We start from the raw sequence: 21,724 nt of genomic DNA, 5'->3' as shown, positions 1-21,724 counted from the left end.
TCAGCCGCGTGTACCGCGCAGTGCAACTCCACCGCATACACGAAGCGCCATCGGCAAGGTGTCTCCGACCTGCCCGCCGGAAGCGAAGACGACACCAGGTGTCTCGATGGTGAGCGACGGAATTAGCGCATTCACGGCCACACCGTGCCGCGCAAGCTCATAGCCGACGGTCCGCGTCAAGTGCTCCAGTGCCGCCTTGCTCGTGCCGTGCGCATGCAGAGGCAGTCCTCGCGTCTCCGGGTACGCCCCCCTCCCGGCGCCTGCGCCGCATCTGAGGAGATGTTCACGATGTTGCCGCCGTGGCCGCGGATCATGTGAGGGGCCACCAGCTGGATCGACCGGTAGACGCTGAACAGATTGACCTCGAAGGCGCGCCGATAAGTGTCCACGGGAAGTTGACGATCGGCAGGGCTTCGGCGACCGAGAGGCGCGGCCCGTCTTTCTTCGGCCCCAGCTGACGATCGGGGACCGTCAAGGCTGCGTTGTTGACCAGGATGTCGACCGGGCTGAAGGCGGTGCGCGCGGCTTCGACCAACTCGGCACACGAGTCCGGGTCGGCCACATCGCGGGCCACCGCCACCGCCGACCCACCGGCCTCCCGGATCAGCTGCTCGACCTCATGGATGGAGCCTTCGAATCGCCCTCCAACAGCCTCCGTCCGCGCCGCGACCACGACCACGACCACGACCGAGGCTCCGGCCAAGGCGAGTCGCTGCGCGACCGCACTCCCGATACCCGGCTCGCGCCCGAGACGATTGCGACCTTCCCCACGAAGCGGTCGGCCGGCTCCGCGGTCACCACGGCTTCGCCCCGTCCTCGACGCGGAGAACCAGCATCTCCTGGGCCAGCGTCGCGGCGAGTCGACCGTCCGCGGTGAAAATCGAGCCCGTGTAAAGGCCGCGCCGCCCGACCCGCACCTGACCGACCAGATCGACCAGCAACCACTCGTCCCCACGCGGGATGTGGTGGACCCATAAAGCGTGATCGACGCTGGCCATCGGCACCAGCCCGGGACTGATCCGCACGCCCGTCGACAAATCGGAAACGTAAGCCAGCGCGCAGGCGTGGACCAGATCGTCGGACGGGAGCGGTTGGGTGGCCCGCACCCAGAAACGTTGCGGCAGCCCGGACGGCGTCGGCAGCTCGGCGCGTACCTCGACGGTCGGATAGCGGCGCATCGGATGGACCGGCAGGTACTCCGGGGCGGCGATCTCCGGGGCCGATACATGCTGATCCATCGCCTCGCCCTCGTCCTGACCGAAGGATGCAGCCATGTTGAAGATCACTTTGCCCTGCTGCACCGCAACGACCCGGCGCGAGGAGACCGTACGACCGTCGCGGTCCCGCTCGACGTGGAAGACCGTCGGCAGATCGGCCGCGCCGGGCCGCAGGAAGTAGCCATGCAACGAGTGCGGGACACGTCCCTCCGGGACAGTCGCGCCCGCCGCAGCCAGGGCCTGACCAGCCACCAACCCGCCATAGAGGGAGTAGTCCTCGACCTGGACGAAAACCGAGCGGAACAAGTCGGTGTCGATCCGCTCCAGGGTCATATTGTCGGTGAGATGATCGCTGCGCAGCTCGCCGACGGCCCACTCGCGAGAGATCTGCTCGACCACAGTCAGTCGCTGGCCGGGAGGGGCTTGGACTCCTTCAGCGGCAGCGGCTCGCCGTCGAGGGCAAGCGCCCCGGCGCCACCCTTGGTGATCAGCACCTCCAGCTTGCCGCTCACGTCGGTGTAGCGCTTACCCAGCGCGCTGCCAGTGTCGGCGCCCGACTCGATGCTCAATCCGGGTGTCGGCTCGGCCTTGAGATCGATCGCCGGATGTCCTCCGATGGTCAGGTTGACATCCCCTGGAAGGGCCCGGACCACGATCAGCTCGGTGTCGCACACCTGACTGCGGTACCGAGCGCCAGTCTTCATCTCCATCAGTGTCAATGCCTTCCATGTGCGTTTCCGTCGGGCACTGCCACCCTCCGGAAATGATACTAACTATCTAACTATATTAAGTGTAGCGGGAGTCACACCACTGGAGAAGTGTCTCACCAAAACTCACCCGGTCCGGTAGCGTCTCTGCCCGTGCTCGCCGACCCCGATCCGATGGGTGCGCCAGGCAGCGCCCGGCGTACCGCTGGGCGCGAGACCCGCGACCATCTGCTCCTGACCGCGGAGCGCCTCTTCGCCCAGCGTGGCATCGACGCCGTCTCGGTGCGCGAGATCCTGGACGCGGCCGGCCAGCGCAACAAGAACGCCGCACAGTACTACTTCGGTGGCCGGGACGGCCTCATCACCGCCTTGGTGACGGCCCGGAGTGAGGCGCTCAACCAGCGGCGCGAGGTGCTGCTCGACGAGCTCGAGGCCGCCGGGAAAGAGCACGATCTGCGAGCACTGTGCGCCGTGCTGGTGACTCCGCTCGCGGAGGCCCTCGACGACCCGGGGAACCACTTCCTCGGCTTCCTCGCCCGCTACCAGCTCGACCACTCCCGGACGGTGCTCTCGCGCGCGGTGGACCGGGTGCACACCGCCAGCTACTGGCGCACAGCGAAATTCATCCGCGCGACCACCGGCACCCCCCGGCCCACCTTCGAGATCCGGTTCTCGCTGGCGATGGACATGTGCTTCACCGGCCTCGCCGGTCGTCAGGCACAGGAGGAGGCCGACGAGGTCGGCCTCCCTCCGCGTGATGAGTTCATCGACACCTTGATCAACGCTCTCTGTGGCGTCTTCGGCGGCGCCTGACCCCTCAATCAACCCGCGACCACCGGGGCCGGGATGAGGTCGAGGCCGGCGAGGTCGTCGAGCCACTTGGCGATGAAGCGGGCGGTCAGGTGCGGGACATCCGACTCCGAGGCGCTGCGCCTTACCGCCTCGACGAATCGAGTGCTGTCGACGGGCATCACACCGGCCCGGTCGGGGCGACGCAACGAATCCAGCACACCGAGCGAGGAGCGCTGGCGCTGCTCATCGGGCAATGCCTGCAGCGCGGTCTCGAAGCGGCGGACCCACTCCTCGTATCCCTCGACGCGCTCGATGCGATAGCCGGCGGCTTCGATCCAGTCGACCATCGTATCCAGCGAGATCCCGTCATTGTGCGGGTTCGTGACGTGGTACGTGTGGAACCCGTCCCCACTCTCGATCGCGACTGCTGCGGTGGCCGCTGCGATGAAGTCGACCGGCAGACCGTCGTAGTGGGCGCGGGCACCGGCCGGTTCGTAGAACGACGCGGGTGCCAGACCGGTGAGCACCAGACTCTGCAGCAGTCGCACGAAGACGTCCGGCACGTTGACCTGCCCGCGGAACGTCCGGTGCGGGAGCATCATGTCGCCGCGGAAGACGGTGACCGGCAGACCGAAGCGCTCGTGGGCGCTCAGCAGCACCGACTCGGCGGCCCACTTACTCGCGCCGTAGTGCGCGCTGTAGTAATCCTTGATCGTGACCTCCGCACCCAGCGGCGTGCTCTCGTCGATCGTGGCGCCCCGTTCGAGGAACGGGATGACGGCCATCGAGGAGACGAAGTCGAAGCGCTTGAGCCGTCCCGTGACGGCGAGGGCGATCAGCTCCGCGGTTCCCATCACATTGGGGCCGAAGAGGTACTCGTACTCCAGCACGTGGTTGACCAGTGCGCCCGGGTGGACGATGCGGTCGACCGTGTCGGCCAGCCGCTCCCACGTCGCGCCATCGAGCCCGAGACGCGGCACGGCGACGTCGCCGACCAGCACCTCGAGGTGCGGCGACAGCTGCTCGATCCGGGCGGCGAGATCGCCGTCTGCAGCGAAGTTCGCCCTGAGCCGCGCGTCGGCGTCGGCCTGGTCGCGTCCACGCACCAGGCAGATTACGCGTCCACCGACAGCCGACGTCCGCTCGAGCCATTCCACGAGCTGGAAGCGACCCAGGAAGCCGGTGGCACCGGTGAGAAGGACCGTACGGGTGGCGTCCGCCGCGGCTGCCGGCGCCGGTGCATCCGCGAGCTGCGGCTGAAGACGGACGATGTCCAGATCAGCACCCGCCAGCTCGCGAGGCTGGGGGCTTCCGTGGACGGAGACAACGGTGGGGCGTTCGTCGGTCCCACGGTCGCGCTCGCGCTCGATCGCGGCGACCCACGCCCCGACATGGCCGGCCGGGCTCAGGATCGCGTTGATGTCCACCGGGACGTCGAAGATGTCGGAGAGCAGTGCGGCGAACGCCGCCGCCCCGAGCGAGTCACCGCCGGCTTCGGCGAAGCTGCGCCGGTCTGCGGGGTCCACCTGGTCGAGACCGAGCGTCGCGGCGAGCGCACGCGCGACGCGCTCCGACACGCTGAGGTCACTGTCCGGATCGCGCAGCGCCAGGAGGTCGGCGTTCTGCTTGGCCTCGAGGTCCTCGTAGATCTGCTCGAGCCGGTCGCCATAGCGTTCCAGCAGACGTGGACGCATCCGCTTGGAGACGCTGGACAGTAGGCCATTGGCCTGACTGAAGGCTTCGTGCTCGACGATGAAGTCGCGCGGCACCTCGAAGGAGCGCAGCTTCTCCGAGGCCGCGACACGGGCGAACTCGGCCCGGATGAGCTCTTTGATCTGGGTCTCCGACGGGTTCTCACCGAGCCGGATCGCGACGACCTGAGGCTCCGGCACGACGACCGCGACGAGGAAAGAACGCTCGGAACTGCCGTAGACGAAGATCTGCTGGATAACGTCGCTGTTGGTCTCGAACGCGTTGCCGACCGCGCCGAGCGTGACGAACTCGCCGTGCGCGAGCTTGAGGACGTCATTGCGGCGGTCGATGTAGACGAGGTGGTCGGGCCCGCGCTCCTCCATGATGTCGCCGGTCATCACGTAGCCGTCCTCGTCGAACAGCTTCGCGGTGGCCTCCGGGTTCTTGAAGTAGCCCGGGATGGCGAGGCGGGTCTTCACACACAGTTCGCCGCGGGGGTATGGCTTGTCGGTCGAGTAGTAGCCGAGCTCGGGAACGTCGCGCAGCCGGTAGTCGAGCACCTCAGCCCGGTTGATGCGGTCGCGCACCGTCACCGATCCGCCCGCCTCCGTCGTGCCGTAGCCCTCGGCGTACCCAACCGGGAAGCAGTCCTTGATGAACTGGCGCACCTCCGGCGTGCTGGGGGCCGAGCCACCGTACAGCATCGAGATGCGATCGCCCAGATAGGTATAGCGCATCTCGGCCATCACCCTCTGTCGGATCTCCTCGACGTCCGGCTCTGGCTCCGCCGCCGTCCGGCGCGCGACCTCGTTCAGGAAGTGTCGGTGCGCCATGTCGAGGACACGGGGGAACACGACCGCCTCGGTGGGCCGGACCAGCTGCAGATCCTCGAAGAGGGTGGACATGTCGGACCTGGCGATGAAGTACGCCGTGCCGCCGCGCGCCATCGTGTTGTAGACAGCGCCTCGGCCCATGAAGTGGTTCATAGGGGCGAAGCAGAGCCGTACCGTCGGGAGCGGCACCGGCGGCAAGACCTGGAACTGGAAGCGCGCGTGCTGTTCGGTGACAATCGCACCCTTGGGCGCACCGGTCGAGCCGGAGGAGTGCACCAGCAGCGCCATCTGCTTCTCGTTGGTCACCGGCGGAAGCGACGACCATCCACGGCCGGACCCCGCGTCCATGAGCTGCTCGACGGTGACCAACCGGACCCGACCGCCGAGGGCGGCCTCAGCAGCAGTCCACTGCTCACGGTCAGCATCGATGCGCTGGTCGTAGTCGAACGCGACGAGGGTGTGCAGCCCCTTTGAGGACGCCGCGTACTCGGCCGCGATGAGGAGGTCATCGGTCGTGGCGGCGATGACCACCGGCTCGACATCACGGACGATCCCGGACAGGTCCTGCCCGGCGAGCGTGGTCTGGAGCGGCACCGCCATGCCCTGGGCGAGCATGCAGGCCAGGTCCAGGACGACATAGTCGGTGCTGGCGAACCCGAAGGTCAGCACGGTCTGCCCCGGCGCGATCTGCCATCCTTCGACCTGGGTCCAGACCGTCGCGATCGCCCGCGCACGCCGCGCGAGCTCGCCGTAGGTGACGGTCTCGAACTCCGGCCGGAAGGCGCGGACCTGCCGGCCGGATCCGTCGGTCACGACGTCGTAGACGCGCTCACCCAGAGCGGGACGGGTGGCATACCCGTCGAGCATCACCTCGACGATGCCGGCGAGCGTCTGGTCCTTGCGGGCGATCTCCGCCAGCACCACCTCGTCGGGCATCAACTCCTGGAGCTGAGGGTCATGGACGGCGAGATCGAGGACGCGCTGCGCGGCCTTCGAGATCTTGCGGGTGGTGGGTGTGGTCGTCATGGTGACGTGTCCTTCCTATGGCGTGAGGCGGCGAGCAGGTCGGCCGCGGTGCGCTCGACGAACGTCAAGCGGAGGGCTACGCAAGACCGCCGGCGACGCCAGTGGCCCTCTGGCGGGTTGTGGCCGATGGGGTGGACGACTCGAGTTCTCCGACCGGAGCCATGCGCGTTTCGACTCTTGAACTCAACTCAATATAAGGCACTCGCCTCAAAAACTCCAGAAGGCAAATTATTTGACTTTGAGGCTTTCTCCTCAGACTCTGTCCCGGCCTTGTCTGGCGTCCCGACATGGACCGCTCACTTGCAGGTTTCATGACCCAGGGCCCGCGCCGCGTCGCCGACTCGTGATGCAGTCCACGATCGGCGACAATCACGACCCGCGGATGCACAAAAGTGGTCTGGCCTCGGCGCCCCATACCGACCCAATCCGCGAGCTCATCGGCGACGACACCATCATCGAGTGACGCAGCAACCCCTGCTGTCAGGGGGCGTATCTGCGGCGTGAGGGCTTGATATTCATCGTTGATGACTTAGTGACGGCGTCTGCGTGAGGTGGCGTGCTCAGCGCTGATGACGCCGCCGCGGCTCGGGCTCCGCGCCGGTCGGGGATGAGCGCCGAGCAGAACCTGGGATATCACCAAACTCGCCGGCCTCGAGCGTCGGGTGTACTACGAAGGACGGCACCCTCGAAGCCGGCCACCTCATGCTCGGCAACGAGCGCTTCGGCTTCGGCATCCTCACCGACGAGTCCGGCAACATCACCCGTCGACAGCAAGGGTCACCTTCGCCGAGGACGGCTACTGGCAGACCGGCGCGAGCTTCGCCTTCGCCGGCAAGGACCTACGAGTTCCTATCCGATGACCGCGGCCGCATGCCCGACCGCGGCCAGCAGGTCGACGGTCGTTGGCGCCAGGTCGGCGACACCCGCGAACCCGACGTGTGGTTCCCCTCGGGCGAGGCGGTGCCGTCGAACGGCCCGCGCCTGGCCCGCTACCATTTCGACTGGTCCCGTCGGCGACTGGTCGCATCGGTGGATCCGCGGGCTATCAAGCCCTCGGTGACCTGGTGGACGTGGCCGGCGGGGATGCCGGCAGCACGTGAGGCCGCGACCTCGGCGTCCAGGGCCTCCTGGGCCGGCAGGTTGAGAGTCCGGTCGTACGCGGCGCGGATCGCGGCGATCATGTGCTCGCCCTGCCCGGCCATCGCGATTGCGATCTCCCTGGCCCGGGACAGCAGCTGCTCGTGCGGCAGCACCTCGGTCACCAGGCGATCGTGGAAGGCCCGTTCGGGAGAGACATACTCGCCGCTCAGGCTGATCTGACGTGCGCGCCGTACGCCGACTGCCTGTGCAAGGTTGACGGTGAGGCCCCCGCCTGGAACCACCCCGACCTCGGCATGGGAGTCCGCGAACCAGGCCCGCTCCGAGGCGATCATGAAGTCACAGGCCAGCGCGAGCTCGAAGCCGCCCGCGATCGCCGCCCCGTTGACCGCTCCGATCACCGGCTTGCTGACCGCTCGCATCGCCTCGGCGTAGTTCGTCGCACCATTGCCATAGCCCATCGCGCCGCTGCCGAGCTCGTGCAGATCCATGCCGGCGCAGAACGCCGGGTCGGACCCGGTGAGTACGGCGACACGCGCCTCCGACGCGGTGTGGAACTCCTGTAGTGCGGAGACGAGCTCTCCCTGGAGCTGCGGGTTGATCGCATTGCGCTTCTCGGGCCGGTTCAGCTTGATGGTCCACACCGGACCGTCCCGCCGGATCTCGACGACAGGCGTCTCCCCTGCGCTGATAGCAGGGCCCGTCACGCGTCGGCCTGCAAGTCCTCGCGGATGGCGGACTTCACCTCTGCGTCGAGCGGAGCCTTCAGGTACAGGTGCATCCGGGTGAAGACGTCGCGGTAGCGACGCAGCACCTCCGCGGCCACCTGATCCGGCTCGGCGACCACGGCGAAGGCGTTCAGCACATCGTCGTCGATGACGTCGCCCATCTCCTTCCAGCGCCCGGCCTTTGTCATCGCGTTGAGCTCCGTCTGGAGATCGCCCCAGCCGTGCAGCTCGAGGACCGGTCGGTACGCGGGCGTCGCGGCGTAGAACGCGATCTGGTCTCGGACCCCGGCGGCCGACGCCGCCATCTCCTCCTCGTTGGTTCCGGTGACGACGAACGGCAGTCCGCTGATCTCGAACCCGTCGAGATCACGGCCACTCTTCGCCCGACCGGCACCCAGGCTCGGCACGACCACCTCGCGCAGGTAGCGCTCGGTGGCGAAGCCGTGACACATGAATCCGTCGGCGACCTCACCGGCAAGAGTCGTCATCTTCGAGCCGACGCCGGCGAGCAGCACCGGCGGCGGGCCGTAACGGTTCGGGCCGGGATTGAAGAACGGCGTCATCAGGGTGTGGGAGTAGTAGCCGCCCTGGAAATCGAGCGGCTCGTCCTCGTGCCAGGAGCGCCAGATCGCGCGCATGGCGAGGACGAACTCGCGCATCTGACCGACCGGTTGCGTCCACGGCATCGAGAAGCGCCGGGTGATGTGCGCCTTCACCTGCGAGCCGAGCCCGAGGATCAATCGTCCCTCGCTGACCAGCTGCAGGTCGTTGGCGGAGACCGCCATCGTCATCGGGGAACGTGCCAACGCGATCGTCACCCCGGTGCCGAGCATGACGCGCGAAGTGTCCTTCGCCGCGAGCGCGATGGAGACCATTGGGTCATGGCTGGTCTCACCGAACCAGACGGCATCGTACCCACGTTTCTCGGCGTCGACCGCCAGCTCGGGGTCGAGCGCCTGCTCGGCTGTGATATCGACTTTCATGCGATCCCCTCCGGATCTTCCTGGGCACCCCGTACGAGTCGGCCGGGCAGGGCGCCGGTTGTTTCACCATTGCGATAGGTGATCGACCTGGACACGACCGTGGCGCGGTAGCCGTCCGCGCCACGTAGTTCCCCATCGGTCGATAGAGCACCTCGTGGCCGTCGCGCTCGAGCAGCGTGTCGTAGATCAGCTCCAACGGATCGACGCCGGCGGCGCGGGCTCGGGCGCCTATGCTTTCCGAGACGTCCGGGTTGCAGTTCGGTGGGTCGCCGAGGACGAACAGTTGATCGTGCTCGGAAACGACGTAGGTGAAGAACGGGTTCGGATCGGTCGGCGACTCCGACAGCAACCGCAGCCTTGTCCCCAGCTTGCCCAGCTCGCGCACCTTCTCCGCCAGCGGCAGCGGCTCGAGTTCCCGGAAGGAGGGGTTGAGCGAGAACGGGTGCAGGCTCAGCTCGAGACCGAGCAAGCTGCCGGTCGGGCGGGGAATCACCTGTCCCCGGATCTCGAGGCCGTCGCGCTTGGCATCCTCGAGACCGGCGAGGATCGTGCGCCACTGCTCTTAATACCCTGGCGTCTGCATGAAGGTGAAGGAGACCTTCCTGCCGCAGCGCTCGGCGATCCGCCGCAGCAGGTCCAGCTGCACCTCCGGCGGGTGGCGGGTGTCCGGCACGAGTTGGAAGACGCCCGTCCCGGCGTCGCCCAGGGCGAGTACCTCCTCGTCCTCGGTGTTGACCGACGGCGCCGGCCGGCCGGCCGGCCTTGAAACGATGCGCGTAGGTGCGTGAAGTTGACACGCCGACCGCCCCGGCGCGGATCGCCTCGGCGGTGAGCGTGCGCATCGCCGCCAGGTCGTCCATCGCGGGCGGTTCGAGCTCGACGCCGCGATTGCCCATCACCACTGTGGTGACCCCGTGTCCACTCGATGGTGCAAGAGTGTCCTCCCAGGTGACCTGCCCGTCGTAGTGGGTGTGGACGTCCACGAAGCCCGGCGTGACGATGCATCCGGCAGCGTCGACCTCCTCGGCGGCGGTACCTGCCATGTCTCCGACAGTGACGATGACGCCGTCCTGCACGGCGACATCCGCGGAGCGGGGTACACCGCCGGTGCCGTCCACGCGAGACCGCCGCGGATCACCGGGTCGTAGCTGTGAGACATACCTGCCTCTCCCGTTTGGTCAGAGAGCCTTCTCGAGGATGTGGGCCCCGCAGGCCGAGCCCAGGCCGCTGACGTGCGCGAGGCCGGACCTTGGCGCAAGCGATCTGACGCAGGGCCTCACCGCGCAGGTTGGTGGCGACCTCCCGGATGTTCGCCTAAGGTGAAGGCCCGCAGGACACCCTCGGTGAGGATCTGCGCGATACCGAAGCAGGCGCGCACGCATTGCGACGGTCGAAGTACTGTGCGTCGCAGGTGACCCAACTCAAGGGCGACGAGGCGCGGAGTATCCCGATCGGCGAGGTCCAAGTAATCGACCAGCCGGATCTGAGACACAATCACTCTCCTGTCAAGATCAATAAGTTATACACTTTATGCCGCAGGCCGCAACAACACAACAAGGGGTAAATCGAGTATCACGCAGCCGGTGCGGGCGTTGAACTCGCCACAACGGTTCAATCATCCTGCTGATCCAACCAGATTTCACCTAGTCTTGGCTCTCAGGTACCGCCTCCACCGGGATTTGGGGCGGACGTCAACGAGAGGTAGATATGACCACGGCCAAGACCGACGCAGGAGAGACCGGCGCACTGCGCGTACCCAAGATGGCCGAGTTGGTGGCCCAGCGCCTGCGTCGTCAAATCGTGCGTGGCGAGCTGAGCGAAGGCGATGCGCTGCCCTCTGAGGCGGAGCTGATGGCTCAGTTCGGCGTCTCTCGCCCCACGCTTCGCGAGGCGTTCCGCGTCCTCGAGTCCGAGGGCCTGATCAACGTCCGCCGCGGCGCCCACGGCGGTGCCCGCGTCCAGACTCCGAACGGCGACATCGCCGCTCGCTACGCCGGTCTCGTACTCGAGTTCCGTGGGACGACCCTTGAGGATGTCTACGACGCCCGCAACATCATCGAGCCGCCGCTCGCCGGTCTGCTCGCTCGCAAGCGCACCAACGCCGACCTCGAGAAGTTGAAGGCCGCGCACGACGCCGCCCGCGAGCACCTCGACGACGGCAACGCCCTCATCCGGGTGCACAACGAGTTCCACGCCGTGATGATCGATCTCGCGGGAAACCAGACGATGGCTGTGCTCAACGGGATGGTCCGTCACATCATCGACCTGTCCAGCTTCCGGCACGTCGCCTCTGACGCCGGATCGCCCGCGAACATCGCGTCGATCCGCAAAGGCTTCCGGGCGCACGAGTTGCTTATCCAGTACGTGGAGGCACGCGACGCCGTTGCCGCGGAGAAGTTGTGGCGCAAGCACGTGACCGAGGCCGAGAAGTACATGCTCAGCGATGCCAACCCCAAAACGGTCCTGGATCTGTTGGAATGATGTCGGCGGCGTCGGTGGCCTCGGCACCCGATCTCACGCTTGGGACCGCGAATCCCGCCTGACCTGTTCAGTGACGTCCCGTCGTTGCGGGAGTTCCTGTCGTACGTCGATGCGAGTTCGCTGGAACGGGTCTGCGTCGGCGACCACGCCACCTTCCGCGAAGGCATCGGCTTCGACGGTCAGCCACAGCCGCCCCGACCGATCGTGTGGCGATCGAGGTGGCGGTCTACCTCCTGCCACTGCGCCACCCGGTGCCGGTCGCCCGGCAGATCAGCACCCTCGCCACGCTGGCCCCGGGCCGCTTCACGTTCGGCGTCGGAGTCGGCGGCGAGGTACTCGCCTGTGGCGCGGACACGACCACCCGGGGACGTCGTTTCGACGAGTCGCTCGAGATCCTGGCAGAACTTCTCGCCGGCCGCCCGGTCAGTCGCGCCGGCGGACACTTCGAACTGGACGAGTTATGTGTCCTGCCTGCTCCCCCGATCCGCGTGCCGTTCCCGGTCAGCAAGCCGTTTTGATGCGGCACTGCGGCGTACGGTCGGCTCGGCGACGGGTGGATCGCCGTGTGGCTATCACCCCGGCGCTTCGACGAGGTACGTGAACACGCGGCGGACGAAGCCGGCCGAGTCGTCTCTCGCTGGAGCCACGCCGTGCATGTGTGGGACGGGTTCGGCCCAGACCGCGCCTTGGAACGCGCAGGGCTGGCAGGGCAGATGGAGTCCCTCTACCGCATCCCGTTCGAGCGGCTCGAGCGCTACTGCCCGTACGTCTCCCCAGAGGAGACCGGTGCGTCGATCCAGCCCCATCTCGAAGTCGGTTGCGCGAGGCCGCAGACGGTGCGATACGGGTCCGCGCGTTGCTGCGCGGCGAGGCCCGAGCTCAGAGGCCGAGCGAACGGCCGATGAGGTCTTTCATGATCTCGTTGGTCCCGCCGTACACGCGCTGTACACGGCTGTCGCGCCACAGGCGGGCGATCTCGTACTCGTTGACGTAGCCGTATCCGCCGTGGAGCTGCAGGCAGCGGTCGAGGATCTCCCACTCGGTCTCGGTGATCCACATCTTCGCCTCGGCCGCGTCCACTGCGGTGAGTTCACCGGCGATGAGATCCTCGATGCAACGGTCCAGGAAGACCTGCGCGACATCGACCTTGGCCTTCATCTCCGCGATGTAGAAGCGGTTCGCCTGGAACGACCCGATCGGCGTACCGAACGCCTCGCGGGTCTTCGCGTAGTCGAGGGTGATCTCGAGCGCGCGCTTCGCGCGGGCGACACCGTGCACCGCGATACCGAGACGCTCGGAGGGGATGTTGCGCATCAGGTTGTAGAAGCCGCGGCCGAGCTCGCCGAGGACGTTGTCGGCCGGGACACGGACGTTCTCAAAGAAGAGCTCCGAAGTGTCGGCCGCCTTGGCGCCGATTTTGTCGAGCTTGCGACCGCGGGTGAAGCCATCCATACCCTCCTCGACCACGAGCAGTGAGATGCCCTTGTGGCCGGCGCTCGGGTCGGTCTTACAGACCACGATCACGAGGTTGGCGAGCTGGCCGTTGCTGATGAAGGTCTTCGAGCCGTTGAGGATCCAGTCGTCGCCTTCACGTACGGCGCTGGAGCGAATGCTCCGGAGGTCCGAGCCGGCGCCGGGCTCCGACATCGCGATGGCGGTGATGATCGAGCCGTCGACCATTCCCGGGAGCCAGCGAGCCTTCTGCTCGTCGGTGGTCAGGTCGGTCATGTACGGCATCACGATGTCGTTGTTGACCGCGAACCCGAGTCCACTCGTGCCACTCGCGACGATCTCCTCGGCCAGGATCGCGTTGAAGCGGAAGTCGCGGATGCCGAGCCCGCCGAATTCCTCTGGGACCTCCCATCCGAGCAGACCGAGCTCACCAGCCCTCTTCCAGACCTCGCGGTTCGCCTGGCCGTCAGCCTCCCATTGTGCGGCGTGTGGCTTGGCCTCCTTCTCGAGGAAGGCACGAACGGTGGCACGGAACGTGTCGTGGTCTGGGGTGAAGATCTTGCGACGCATGGGGTCTGCCCTTCTGGAACGGTTGGCCTTGCGGAGCCATGAGCGTTACGTGCAATAGTTTACCTATCTACCGAATTAACGGTAGCCCCGTACCGGACGCTAAACCCCTACCGGAAAGGATGTCGTCGTGACCGAAGCATCTCCGACGCCCCGTCGCCACCCCGGCCCACTCGCGGGCATCAAGATCGTCGAGATCGCCGGGCTCGGCCCGACGCCGTTCGCCGGCATGCTGCTCTCCGACATGGGAGCCGACATCATCCGGGTCGACCGGCCCGGTGTTGGCCGCCCGAACGACGACAAGTACGCCCTGAGCAGGGGCCGGCGCTCGATCGTGGTCGATCTCAAGAAGCCGGAGGGCGTCGAGACCGTGCTCGCCCTGGCCGAGCGGGCCGACATCCTGATGGAGGGATATCGCCCCGGCGTCACCGAGCGACTCGGCATCGGCCCCGACGACTGTCTCTCCCGCAACCCGGCGCTCGTCTACGGCCGGATGACCGGCTGGGGAAACCGAGGCCCCCTGAGTCAAACGGCCGGACACGACCTGAACTACCTGGCGCTCACCGGCGTGCTCACCCTGTTCCAGCGCGGCCCCGGCGCGCGACCGGCAACCCCTCCTGGACTACTGGCCGACTTCGCCGGCGGCGGCCTGATGTTCGCCTTCGGCATCGTGTGCGCGGTCTTCGAGGCGCGCCAGTCCGGCAAGGGCCAGGTCATCGACGCGGCGATGGTCGACGGCGTCGCCTCGCTGACCACCCTGATCTACTCGATGACCGCACAGAACCGCTGGAAGATGGACGCACCCGGCTCGAACTTCTGCGATGGCGGTTCGAACTATTACGACATCTACGAGACCGCCGATGGCCAGTACCTGGCGGTCGCCCCGACCGAGCCGCAGTTCTACGCGATACTCGTCGAGAAGCTCGGCCTGGATCCGGCTTCCCTGCCCGACCGCGACAACGCCGCCAACTGGCCCGCCCTGAGCGAGACCTTCGCCGAGGTCTTCCGTTCTCGCACGCGCACGGAATGGGAGGTGGTCTTCGACGGCTCCGACGCGTGCGTTACCCCGATCCTGTCCTTCGCCGAGGCGCGCCGGCACCCGCACAACATCGAGCGCGGCACCTTCGTCGAGGAGTTCGGCGTGGTCCAGCCGGCGCCGGCGCCGCGCCTCTCGCGGACCCCGGCCACGATCGCCGGGCCGCCACCGCGCGGTGGCCAGCACTCGGCGGAGATCCTCCGCGACTGGGGCTTCCCCTCCGACCGGATCGACGCCCTCCTCGCCGACGGGACCGTCGTCAACGGCGATTGACCAGCAACACTGTGCTGTCGATAAGTTAGATGATAAACCTATATGCGTCACGTCTCGTCAGCGCGGCTTCGACCGCGCCCTTCTCCCGGAGGCCCCTGCCTTGTCTGATCGCCACACACAGTTCCCATCCCTGCGCCTGGAGTTGGCCGACTCGGGTGTGATGCACCTGATCCTCGACGGCCCGGCGCTGAACTCGGTCGGCCCGCAGATGCACCGCGACATCGCCGACGTGTGGCCCGCGCTGGCCGCGGACCCCGACGTCCGCTCCGTCGTCGTGTACGGCGCCGGTCGCGCCTTCTCGGCCGGCGGCAGCTTCGACTCGATCGAGGCGATGATCAACGACTACGAGACCCGCGTTCGCGTGATGCGCGAGGCCCGTGATCTCGTCCTCAACCTGATCAATTTCGACAAACCGGTCGTCTCCGGCATCCGCGGCCCGGCCGTCGGTGCCGGCCTCGTCGTCGGCATGCTGGCCGACGTCTCGGTCGCGGGTCGCACCGCCAAGATCATCGACGGCCACACCCGCCTCGGCGTCGCCGCCGGCGACCACGCCGCCGTCTGCTGGCCGCTCATGGCCGGAATGGCCAAGGCGAAGTACTACCTGCTCACCTGCGACCCGCTCACCGGCGAGGAGGCCGAGCGCATCGGCCTCATCTCCAAGTGCGTCGACGACGACGAGGTCCTCGACGAGGCGATCCGCATCGCCGAGCAACTGGCCGCCGGCGCCCCCACGGCGATCGCGTGGACCAAGCACCACCTCAACCACTGGTACCGGTCGGCGATCCCGGCCTTCGAGGCCTCCCTCGGCGCCGAGTTCCTCGGCTTCGGCGGTCCCGAGGTCCGCGAGGGCCTCGGCTCACACCGCGAAAAGCGCAGCCCCGAGTTCACCGGCCTCCCGCGCGTCACCACCGCCACCACCATCGAGGAGAACTGATGACCGAGCAGTCCATCACGCCCGACCTCCCGACCGCGCCCGGCGGCATCGCCGTCGTCACCGGCGCCGGCGGCGGCATCGGCGGCGCGATCGTCACAGAGCTCGCCCGGGCCGGCTACACCGTCGCCGCGTGTGATCTCAACGTCGAGGCCGCTCAGCGCGCGCTGACCGAGGCCGGCACCGACAAGGGCGGCGCGTACCGCGTGGACGTCTCCGACAGCGCCGGCGTCGCCGAGGTCGTCACCGCGATCGAGCATGACCTGGGTCCGATCCGGGTCCTGGTGAACAACGCGGGCATCGACAAGATCGAGCCGTTCGTCGACTCGACCGAGGAGACCTGGCGCCGCATAGTCGACGTCAACTACCTCGGCACCGTGATCGTCACCCGCTCCGTGCTCGACCACATGATCGCCCGCAGCTACGGCCGCATCGTCAACATCGCCTCGGACGCGGGCCGCGTCGGCTCCTCGGGCGAGGTCGTCTACTCCGGCACCAAGGGCGCGGTGATCGCCTTCGGCAAGGCCCTCGCTCGCGAGACCGCGACACAGAACATCACGGTCAACACCGTCTGCCCCGGCCCGACGGACACCCCGCTGCTCGACCAGGTCGCGCAGCAGAGCCAGAAGCGGTACGACGCGCTCTCGCGCGCGGTTCCGATGAAGCGGATCGGCACGCCGGCCGACATCTCGCCGGCGGTCTCGTTCTTCGCGCACCCCAATGCCGGGTACGTGACGGGCCAGACCCTGTCCGTCAGCGGCGGATTGACGATGGCATGAGCACGGCGACCGACATCGAGCTCCGTCGCGAGGGGTCGATCGCGTATCTGCAGCTCACCGGCGCCGACCGTCTCAACCCGATCGGCAGCCACACCAGCCGGGCGCTGGCCGACGCAGTCCGCGCGATCGACGCCGACCGTGAGATCCGCGCGGTGGTCATCCACGGCGAGGGCCGCGCCTTCAGCGCTGGTGCCGACATCGACGAGATCAACGGCTTCGCCGACGGCTCGGACTTCTCCGGATTCGTGAAGGGCATCACCGACGCACTCGAGCTGATCGAGCGCAGTCCGGTGCCGTTCATCGCGGCGATCCAGGGTGCGGCGATGGGCGGCGGGCTCGAGCTGGCCCTCGCCTGCGATCTGCGCGTCACTGCCCGGGGCGTCAAGCTCGGCCTGCCCGAGGCGAAGCTGGGCGTCCTGCCCGGCGCCGGCGGCACTCAGCGCCTCCCGCGGCTGGTTCCGCACACCGTCGCCTTCGAGATGCTGGTGACAGGGCGACCGATCACCGGTGAGCGCGCCTATCAGATCGGCCTGGTGAACGAGGTGTACGACTCCCCCGACGAGGTCCTGGCCGCAGCCACCGTGTTGGCCCAGGAGCTGGTTGCGGGAGCGCCGCTGGTGCCGGAACTGGCCAAATCGCTACTCTCGGAGACGCTGACGATGTCGCTCTACCCAGCGGTCGAGCGCGAGCGCGAGATCGCAACGGAGCTCTTCGCCAGTGAGGACGGCCGCGAGGGCTTTGCGTCCTTCGTCGCCAAGCGCCCCGCGCAGTACCGCGCCCAGCGCGGATGACCGTGGCTGCAGCCGACGCAAATGGCGGCCTTCTCGTCACCGATCGGGACGCCGCTCGCGTCCTCACGCTCAATCGCCCCGAGGTTCTCAACGCAATCGATCCGCAGCTCGGGTCCGCACTCCATGCCGCGCTCGTCGCAGCCGATGCCGATCCCAGCGTGCGGTGCATCGTGCTGACCGCCACCGGGTCGCGGGCGTTCAGCGCCGGTGGCGATCTCAAGAAGATGGCCCGGACAGACGGCCCGACCATCGGCGGCGCGAGCCACGCCATCACCGAGGCGCTGCAACACCGCCCCGGCAAGCCGATGATCGCCGCGGTGAACGGCCTGGCGTACGGGGGCGGGCTGGTTCGCCTTCCCCGTCTCGTCGGTGAGCGTCGTGCGCGCCAGATGATCCTGTCCGGCGCCCCGGCCCCGGTCGATGCGTCCACCGCGCTGGAGTGGGCGTCGAAAAGTCACACCGCCTGTAAATGACTTCGCATCTTTTCGCAGGTTCGATGCTCGTAGATGTGGCGGAGGCGCACGTCATAACGACCTGAGGAGCGTGGAGCGCACCGGACGCGAACGCTACGAGACCAACCTGAACGACCCCGACCTCGCCACCGTGGAAGACGGGACCCGGTTCGCGGCCTTCTGCCTGGGTGACGGCGATGCCGAGCGGCGCTCTTCCCGATGGAGGTGACGGCTGGCTACAAGTTTCGCTCCGCCACCACAAGACCCACTACATGTCGATCATCCTGCGCGGCTCTCGGCGGGTGGGGAAGAAGTGGCAGGCCTCCGGCGACGTCCGGCTCCAAGAGAGGGGCTCCATCCACGGCTCCTCTTGATCCGCCAGGATGGGCACGTGCACTGTCAAGCAGGGATCTCCCCGACCTGGACCGTCGCCGCTCGAGCGGGACGAACTCTGTATCGGGGCCACCTTCAGTCGCAGCGAGGATCACAGGGGAAGCAAACGCACAGGAGCATCGAGCTCGATCGTGCGTACGGCCGTGTGGAGGTCAGCACCGTCACTGCCGAGTACAGGGAAAACGGTGGCGGAGAACTTGTCTGCCAGTGCCGCCGCACTCAGCGGACGCTCGGGGCTGCCGGAGCGATCTGGCACATCGACGGCGAACTGCTCGCCCTCGGCATACACCACCCTGACCCGTGCGCCACGGTGGGCGGGGAAGCGACCGTCGTACGCGTCATCGACGGAGAGCCGGACACGAGGCACCAAGCATCGCACGGCCGGATCGGTGATCGCGTCCTCGGTGAACATCGCCTCAGCCCCGCGCACCAGCCCTGCCGACACGAGGTGAGCCAGGCTGAAGCGCCGCTCCGCATCCGTTCGCGGATCAGCGATTCCCGCCGTGCTGACGGCAGCGGAGTAAGTGTCGATTTCGATCCGCTCGATCCGCGAAGGGTCGATCCCGTTTCCACGCAGTTCGAGCGCGGCATCGATCGCGGCGAAGGTGTGCCCGCAACACTGATAGGGCTTGACCGTGATCCGCTCGATCACCAGGGGCCCTTCGGCCTGCGAGCGGCTCCGCGACCAGTCGGTCGTGGTCCCGGTCGCAGCTGCGAAGCCGGCCGGCCCCTCCAGAACATCGACGGCGCCGGTGACACCACCCCGGGCCGCGGCGACAGCAACCACGCCCGCTTGGGCGGCTGCACCGGAGTGCAGGGGTTTGCCGGCGGCGTCGCTACGGAAGGTCTGCTGCACACCTCCGCACATCGTGACCGCGAGTGAGAGCGCATGCGCCAACTGTTCTTCGCTGAGCTCGTAGAGGTCGGCCACAGCTGCTGCCGCAGCGACCGCCCCTGCGGTACCAGTGGTGTGCCAGTGACGGTAATGGGTGGGGCCAAGGTCAGCCGAGAGTCGGCCGCCCACTTCGTACCCGACGACGATCGCACGCAGGAATCGCCCGAAGGTCACGTCACACTGGTCCCCGACCGCGAGCGCGGCCGCGACGACCGGTGCACCTGGGTGGAAGAGACCAGGAGCGTAGATGTCGTCGAGCTCGAGGGCGTGCGCGGCCGTCCCGTTGATCAGTGCGGCCAGCGACGGCACCGCTGTCAGATCGTGCCCTACGACGCGGCTCGAGCCGGAGCCCGGCTCGAGGCCGTTGAACAGAGCAGTGACAATGGGCTCCGCCGAACCGCCAACGGTCGCGGCCACCCAGTCGACGAGTGCGTTTCGCGCGGCGTTCTCGACCTCGACGGACAGAGGCTGCTGCCGAAGCTCGACGGCGCGTCGGCCCAGATGGGCGATGACTCCGTCAGTCATGATCAGACCTCCACCACGGTCACCACGGCATCCACCGCACGAACGCCCTCACCCTCACGCAAGACCAGGACGGGATTGGCTTCAGCCTCGATGACGACGCGGTCCGTCGACACGGCGAGCCGCGAGACTGCAACGATCGCCTCCGCAAGGGCGTCGAGGTCGCCGCGCGGAGCTCCGCGGAACCCCTTCGCGACCGCAAGGCCACGCACCTCGCCGATCATCTCCTGCGCCTGGTCGAGGTCGACCGGCGCCATCCGTACCGAACGGTCGTGATAAACCTCGGCGAGCACACCCCCGGCGGCGAGCACGACGACGGGCCCCGCGTCCGCGTCGCGGCGCAGACCGATGAGGACCTCGGCGACGCCGTGGACCATCTGCTGCACCATCACCCGGTCGATGGTGAGGTCGGGACGGGCCGCGCCGACCGACGCGCGGATGTCGGACACTGCGGCGGCGAGACCCGCACCGTCCGCGACGCCGAGCACCACGCCGCCGAGATCGCTCTTGTGCGCCAACTGGTCCGCGACCACCTTGACGACGGCCGGTGCAGGTAGCGGCAGATCGGCCGGGAGGTCATCGACCGAGAGGATCACGCGCGGCGCGCCGGCCAGACCGACGCTGTCGAACACCGCATAGGAGGCGTCCTCGTCGAGCGTGCGCCCGTCGGTGCCGGGCGCCGGAGCCGTTATCTCGGCACGCACCGGTGCGCGGTTGAAGACCGCGGTCATCGCGTCGGCGAGAGCTTCGGCGGTACGGAACGCCGGCACCCCGCTGCCTCGGAGCAGCTGCAGGGCCGCGGGTGCCGAGGGGACCACAAAGACCGCGAGCGGCGTCGCGGCATCGGCGGAGTCGACGATCGGCTTGACACTCACGTCCGGGGTGAATCGGGCCGAGCTGCCCGGCACGGCGACGACCGCGTCGAACTCAGGGGCTGCGAGCAGCACGTCGAGGGCCGCCTTGATGGTGTCGTACGTCGCCCCGGCGAGGGTCAGGTCGACGAGCGCGCCGTGACCGGCGTCGACGCCGATCTCGGCGAGCCGGGCGGCGGTGGCCGCCTCGGGTGCGGTGACCCGCAGGCCCGCGTGCGCCAGGCAGTCGACAGCCATCGCACCGCCGCCACCGGTCGTGGAGACCACGGCGATGCGCCGCTCGGAGCGGGTCGGCGCGATCGGCACCCGGCGAGCGAGCAACTGCCCCTCGAGCAGGGCGTCGAAGGTGGTCACGCGGGCGATTCCGTGGGCCCGCAGGAAGGCCTCGGCGACAGCGTCGTCGCCCGCCAGGGCACCGGTGTGGGAGACGGAGAGTCGCGCACCGTCGTCGGAGCGGCCGAGCTTGTAGGCGATGACCGGCTTGCCTCGTTCGGCGGCGGCGCGCGCGAACGCGGTCAGGTCGTCGGCATGGGAGATGTTCTCGAGGAAGAGCGCAAAGCTCTTCACGGCCGGGTCGGCGACGGCGGCCAGGCAGACCTCGCCCAGGGAGATGTCGAACTCGTTCCCGACCGACACCATGCCGGCGAAACCGATACCCATCTCTGCGCCGCGGGACAGCAGAGCGCCCAGCACGCTGCCGGACTGCGAGGCGAGGAAGACGTCGCCCGTCGGGAGAGAGCCCTCGGCGAAGGCGGCGTTGCCGGTGAACGCGAACCCGGATGCGACCGTGGCGACACCCAGGCTGCTGGGCCCGAGCACTCGCAGCGAGGAGCGCTCCACGATTTCGCGAAGCTCGCGGCGCCGCCGGTCCCCGTCGGGCGTACCCGGCAAGAAGCCGTCGGCAACCACGGTGGCGACGGTGACGCCCAGCTGGGCGCACTCGCGCACGGCATCGACCGCAGCGTCGGCCGGCGTGAGGATCAGCGCATGGTCCGGAACGGTCGGCAGGTCAGTGAGGGACGACCAGGTGCGCTCGCCGAGCACTGTCTCGCGCTTGGGGTTGACGGGAAAGATGTCACCCTTCCAACCGTGCTGCCGCAGGAACTCCAGCGGCCGCGCGGTCGGCTTGCCGCGTACGTCGGAGGCGCCGACGAGGGCGACCGACGCCGGCGCGAACATGGCCCGATGGAGATCGGCACTCATC

General features: G+C 68.0%; 19 protein-coding genes and 1 pseudogene. 9 read left to right on the top strand and 11 right to left on the bottom strand.

Annotated elements, in window-relative coordinates; all coding sequences use genetic code 11:
- Positions 1-176: 176 nt before the first annotated feature.
- From J6U32_RS27855 to J6U32_RS10935, 4 genes and pseudogenes are all read right to left on the bottom strand, one after another.
- Entirely contained in the window at positions 177-389 is a 213-nt protein-coding gene (locus J6U32_RS27855; RefSeq protein WP_208795450.1) for an SDR family NAD(P)-dependent oxidoreductase, read from the bottom strand.
- Positions 311-736: pseudogene (locus J6U32_RS10945) on the bottom strand (SDR family NAD(P)-dependent oxidoreductase); the annotation flags it as partial. The pseudogene J6U32_RS10945 and the gene J6U32_RS27855, both read right to left, overlap by 79 nt.
- Before the next feature lie 58 nt (positions 737-794).
- Positions 795-1,550, bottom strand: coding sequence for an acyl-CoA thioesterase (locus J6U32_RS10940; protein WP_208795448.1), 756 nt, complete (start codon positions 1,548-1,550; stop codon positions 795-797).
- Between the two features lie 68 nt (positions 1,551-1,618).
- The gene (locus J6U32_RS10935; protein WP_208795439.1) at positions 1,619-1,927 is read right to left on the bottom strand and encodes a hypothetical protein; all 309 of its coding nucleotides are present in this window, start codon (positions 1,925-1,927) and stop codon (positions 1,619-1,621) included.
- Between the two features lie 150 nt (positions 1,928-2,077).
- On the opposite strand from J6U32_RS10935, the gene J6U32_RS10930 reads away from it, so the two are divergent.
- Positions 2,078-2,737 (top strand): TetR/AcrR family transcriptional regulator, encoded by a 660-nt coding sequence (locus J6U32_RS10930; RefSeq protein WP_208795437.1) that lies wholly within the window; start codon positions 2,078-2,080, stop codon positions 2,735-2,737.
- 8 nt (positions 2,738-2,745) lie between these two features.
- Here the strand turns inward: J6U32_RS10930 and J6U32_RS10925 are convergent, their stop codons facing one another.
- From J6U32_RS10925 to J6U32_RS27850, 4 genes are all read right to left on the bottom strand, one after another.
- Positions 2,746-6,267 (bottom strand): thioester reductase domain-containing protein, encoded by a 3,522-nt coding sequence (locus J6U32_RS10925; protein ID WP_208795436.1) that lies wholly within the window; start codon positions 6,265-6,267, stop codon positions 2,746-2,748.
- A 989-nt stretch (positions 6,268-7,256) separates the two neighbouring features.
- Positions 7,257-8,072, bottom strand: coding sequence for an enoyl-CoA hydratase (locus J6U32_RS10920; RefSeq protein WP_208795435.1), 816 nt, complete (start codon positions 8,070-8,072; stop codon positions 7,257-7,259).
- Positions 8,069-9,076: a TIGR03617 family F420-dependent LLM class oxidoreductase gene (locus tag J6U32_RS10915; protein ID WP_208795434.1), complete on the bottom strand. Its 1,008-nt coding sequence runs from the start codon at positions 9,074-9,076 to the stop codon at positions 8,069-8,071. Before J6U32_RS10915 ends, J6U32_RS10920 begins: the two co-directional genes overlap by 4 nt.
- On the bottom strand, positions 9,073-10,059 hold the full coding sequence (locus tag J6U32_RS27850) for a hypothetical protein (RefSeq protein WP_425324154.1): 987 nt from the start codon (positions 10,057-10,059) through the stop codon (positions 9,073-9,075). The genes J6U32_RS10915 and J6U32_RS27850 overlap by 4 nt, the downstream gene beginning before the upstream one ends.
- On the opposite strand from J6U32_RS27850, the gene J6U32_RS27360 reads away from it, so the two are divergent.
- The 3 genes from J6U32_RS27360 to J6U32_RS10900 all read left to right on the top strand — a co-directional run bounded on the left by J6U32_RS27360 (position 9,991) and on the right by J6U32_RS10900 (position 12,075).
- A complete protein-coding gene (locus tag J6U32_RS27360) occupies positions 9,991-10,224 on the top strand; it encodes a hypothetical protein (RefSeq protein ID WP_244332800.1) in 234 nt (77 codons plus the stop codon). The two genes, J6U32_RS27850 and J6U32_RS27360, sit on opposite strands and share 69 nt — an antisense overlap.
- Positions 10,225-10,783: 559 nt before the next feature.
- Positions 10,784-11,557 (top strand): FadR/GntR family transcriptional regulator, encoded by a 774-nt coding sequence (locus tag J6U32_RS10905; RefSeq protein WP_208795432.1) that lies wholly within the window; start codon positions 10,784-10,786, stop codon positions 11,555-11,557.
- Between the two features lie 206 nt (positions 11,558-11,763).
- Complete coding sequence (locus tag J6U32_RS10900) at positions 11,764-12,075, top strand: LLM class flavin-dependent oxidoreductase (protein WP_208795431.1); 312 nt, start codon at positions 11,764-11,766, stop codon at positions 12,073-12,075.
- A 361-nt stretch (positions 12,076-12,436) separates the two neighbouring features.
- Here the strand turns inward: J6U32_RS10900 and J6U32_RS10895 are convergent, their stop codons facing one another.
- A complete protein-coding gene (locus tag J6U32_RS10895) occupies positions 12,437-13,579 on the bottom strand; it encodes an acyl-CoA dehydrogenase family protein (protein ID WP_208795429.1) in 1,143 nt (380 codons plus the stop codon).
- Positions 13,580-13,706: 127 nt separating this feature from the next.
- Between J6U32_RS10895 and J6U32_RS10890 the strand changes: the two genes are divergently transcribed.
- The 5 genes from J6U32_RS10890 to J6U32_RS10870 all read left to right on the top strand — a co-directional run bounded on the left by J6U32_RS10890 (position 13,707) and on the right by J6U32_RS10870 (position 17,859).
- Positions 13,707-14,885, top strand: a complete 1,179-nt coding sequence (locus J6U32_RS10890) for a CaiB/BaiF CoA transferase family protein (RefSeq protein ID WP_208795427.1) — start codon at positions 13,707-13,709, stop codon at positions 14,883-14,885.
- 160 nt (positions 14,886-15,045) lie between these two features.
- Positions 15,046-15,819 (top strand): enoyl-CoA hydratase/isomerase family protein, encoded by a 774-nt coding sequence (locus J6U32_RS10885; protein ID WP_244332927.1) that lies wholly within the window; start codon positions 15,046-15,048, stop codon positions 15,817-15,819.
- Positions 15,819-16,595 carry an SDR family NAD(P)-dependent oxidoreductase gene (locus tag J6U32_RS10880; RefSeq protein WP_208795423.1) on the top strand — a complete coding sequence of 259 codons (777 nt, stop codon included), beginning with the start codon at positions 15,819-15,821 and terminating at the stop codon, positions 16,593-16,595. Before J6U32_RS10885 ends, J6U32_RS10880 begins: the two co-directional genes overlap by 1 nt.
- On the top strand, positions 16,592-17,386 hold the full coding sequence (locus J6U32_RS10875; RefSeq protein ID WP_208795421.1) for an enoyl-CoA hydratase/isomerase family protein: 795 nt from the start codon (positions 16,592-16,594) through the stop codon (positions 17,384-17,386). Before J6U32_RS10880 ends, J6U32_RS10875 begins: the two co-directional genes overlap by 4 nt.
- A gap of 2 nt (positions 17,387-17,388) precedes the next feature.
- Positions 17,389-17,859 carry an enoyl-CoA hydratase/isomerase family protein gene (locus J6U32_RS10870; protein ID WP_208795420.1) on the top strand — a complete coding sequence of 157 codons (471 nt, stop codon included), beginning with the start codon at positions 17,389-17,391 and terminating at the stop codon, positions 17,857-17,859.
- 463 nt (positions 17,860-18,322) lie between these two features.
- Here J6U32_RS10870 and J6U32_RS10865 read toward each other — a convergent pair whose 3' ends face one another.
- Both J6U32_RS10865 and J6U32_RS10860 read right to left on the bottom strand, forming a co-directional pair.
- Positions 18,323-19,651 carry an MmgE/PrpD family protein gene (locus tag J6U32_RS10865; protein WP_208795418.1) on the bottom strand — a complete coding sequence of 443 codons (1,329 nt, stop codon included), beginning with the start codon at positions 19,649-19,651 and terminating at the stop codon, positions 18,323-18,325.
- 2 nt (positions 19,652-19,653) lie between these two features.
- Positions 19,654-21,723: an acetate--CoA ligase family protein gene (locus J6U32_RS10860; protein ID WP_208795416.1), complete on the bottom strand. Its 2,070-nt coding sequence runs from the start codon at positions 21,721-21,723 to the stop codon at positions 19,654-19,656.
- Position 21,724 lies beyond the last annotated feature (1 nt).

The sequence above is a fragment of the Gordonia polyisoprenivorans genome, assembly GCF_017654315.1.
GTDB lineage: Bacteria > Actinomycetota > Actinomycetes > Mycobacteriales > Mycobacteriaceae > Gordonia > Gordonia polyisoprenivorans_A.
The sequence above is the reverse complement of the archived record's forward strand: the minus strand, read 5'-3'. Positions and strand labels throughout refer to the sequence as shown.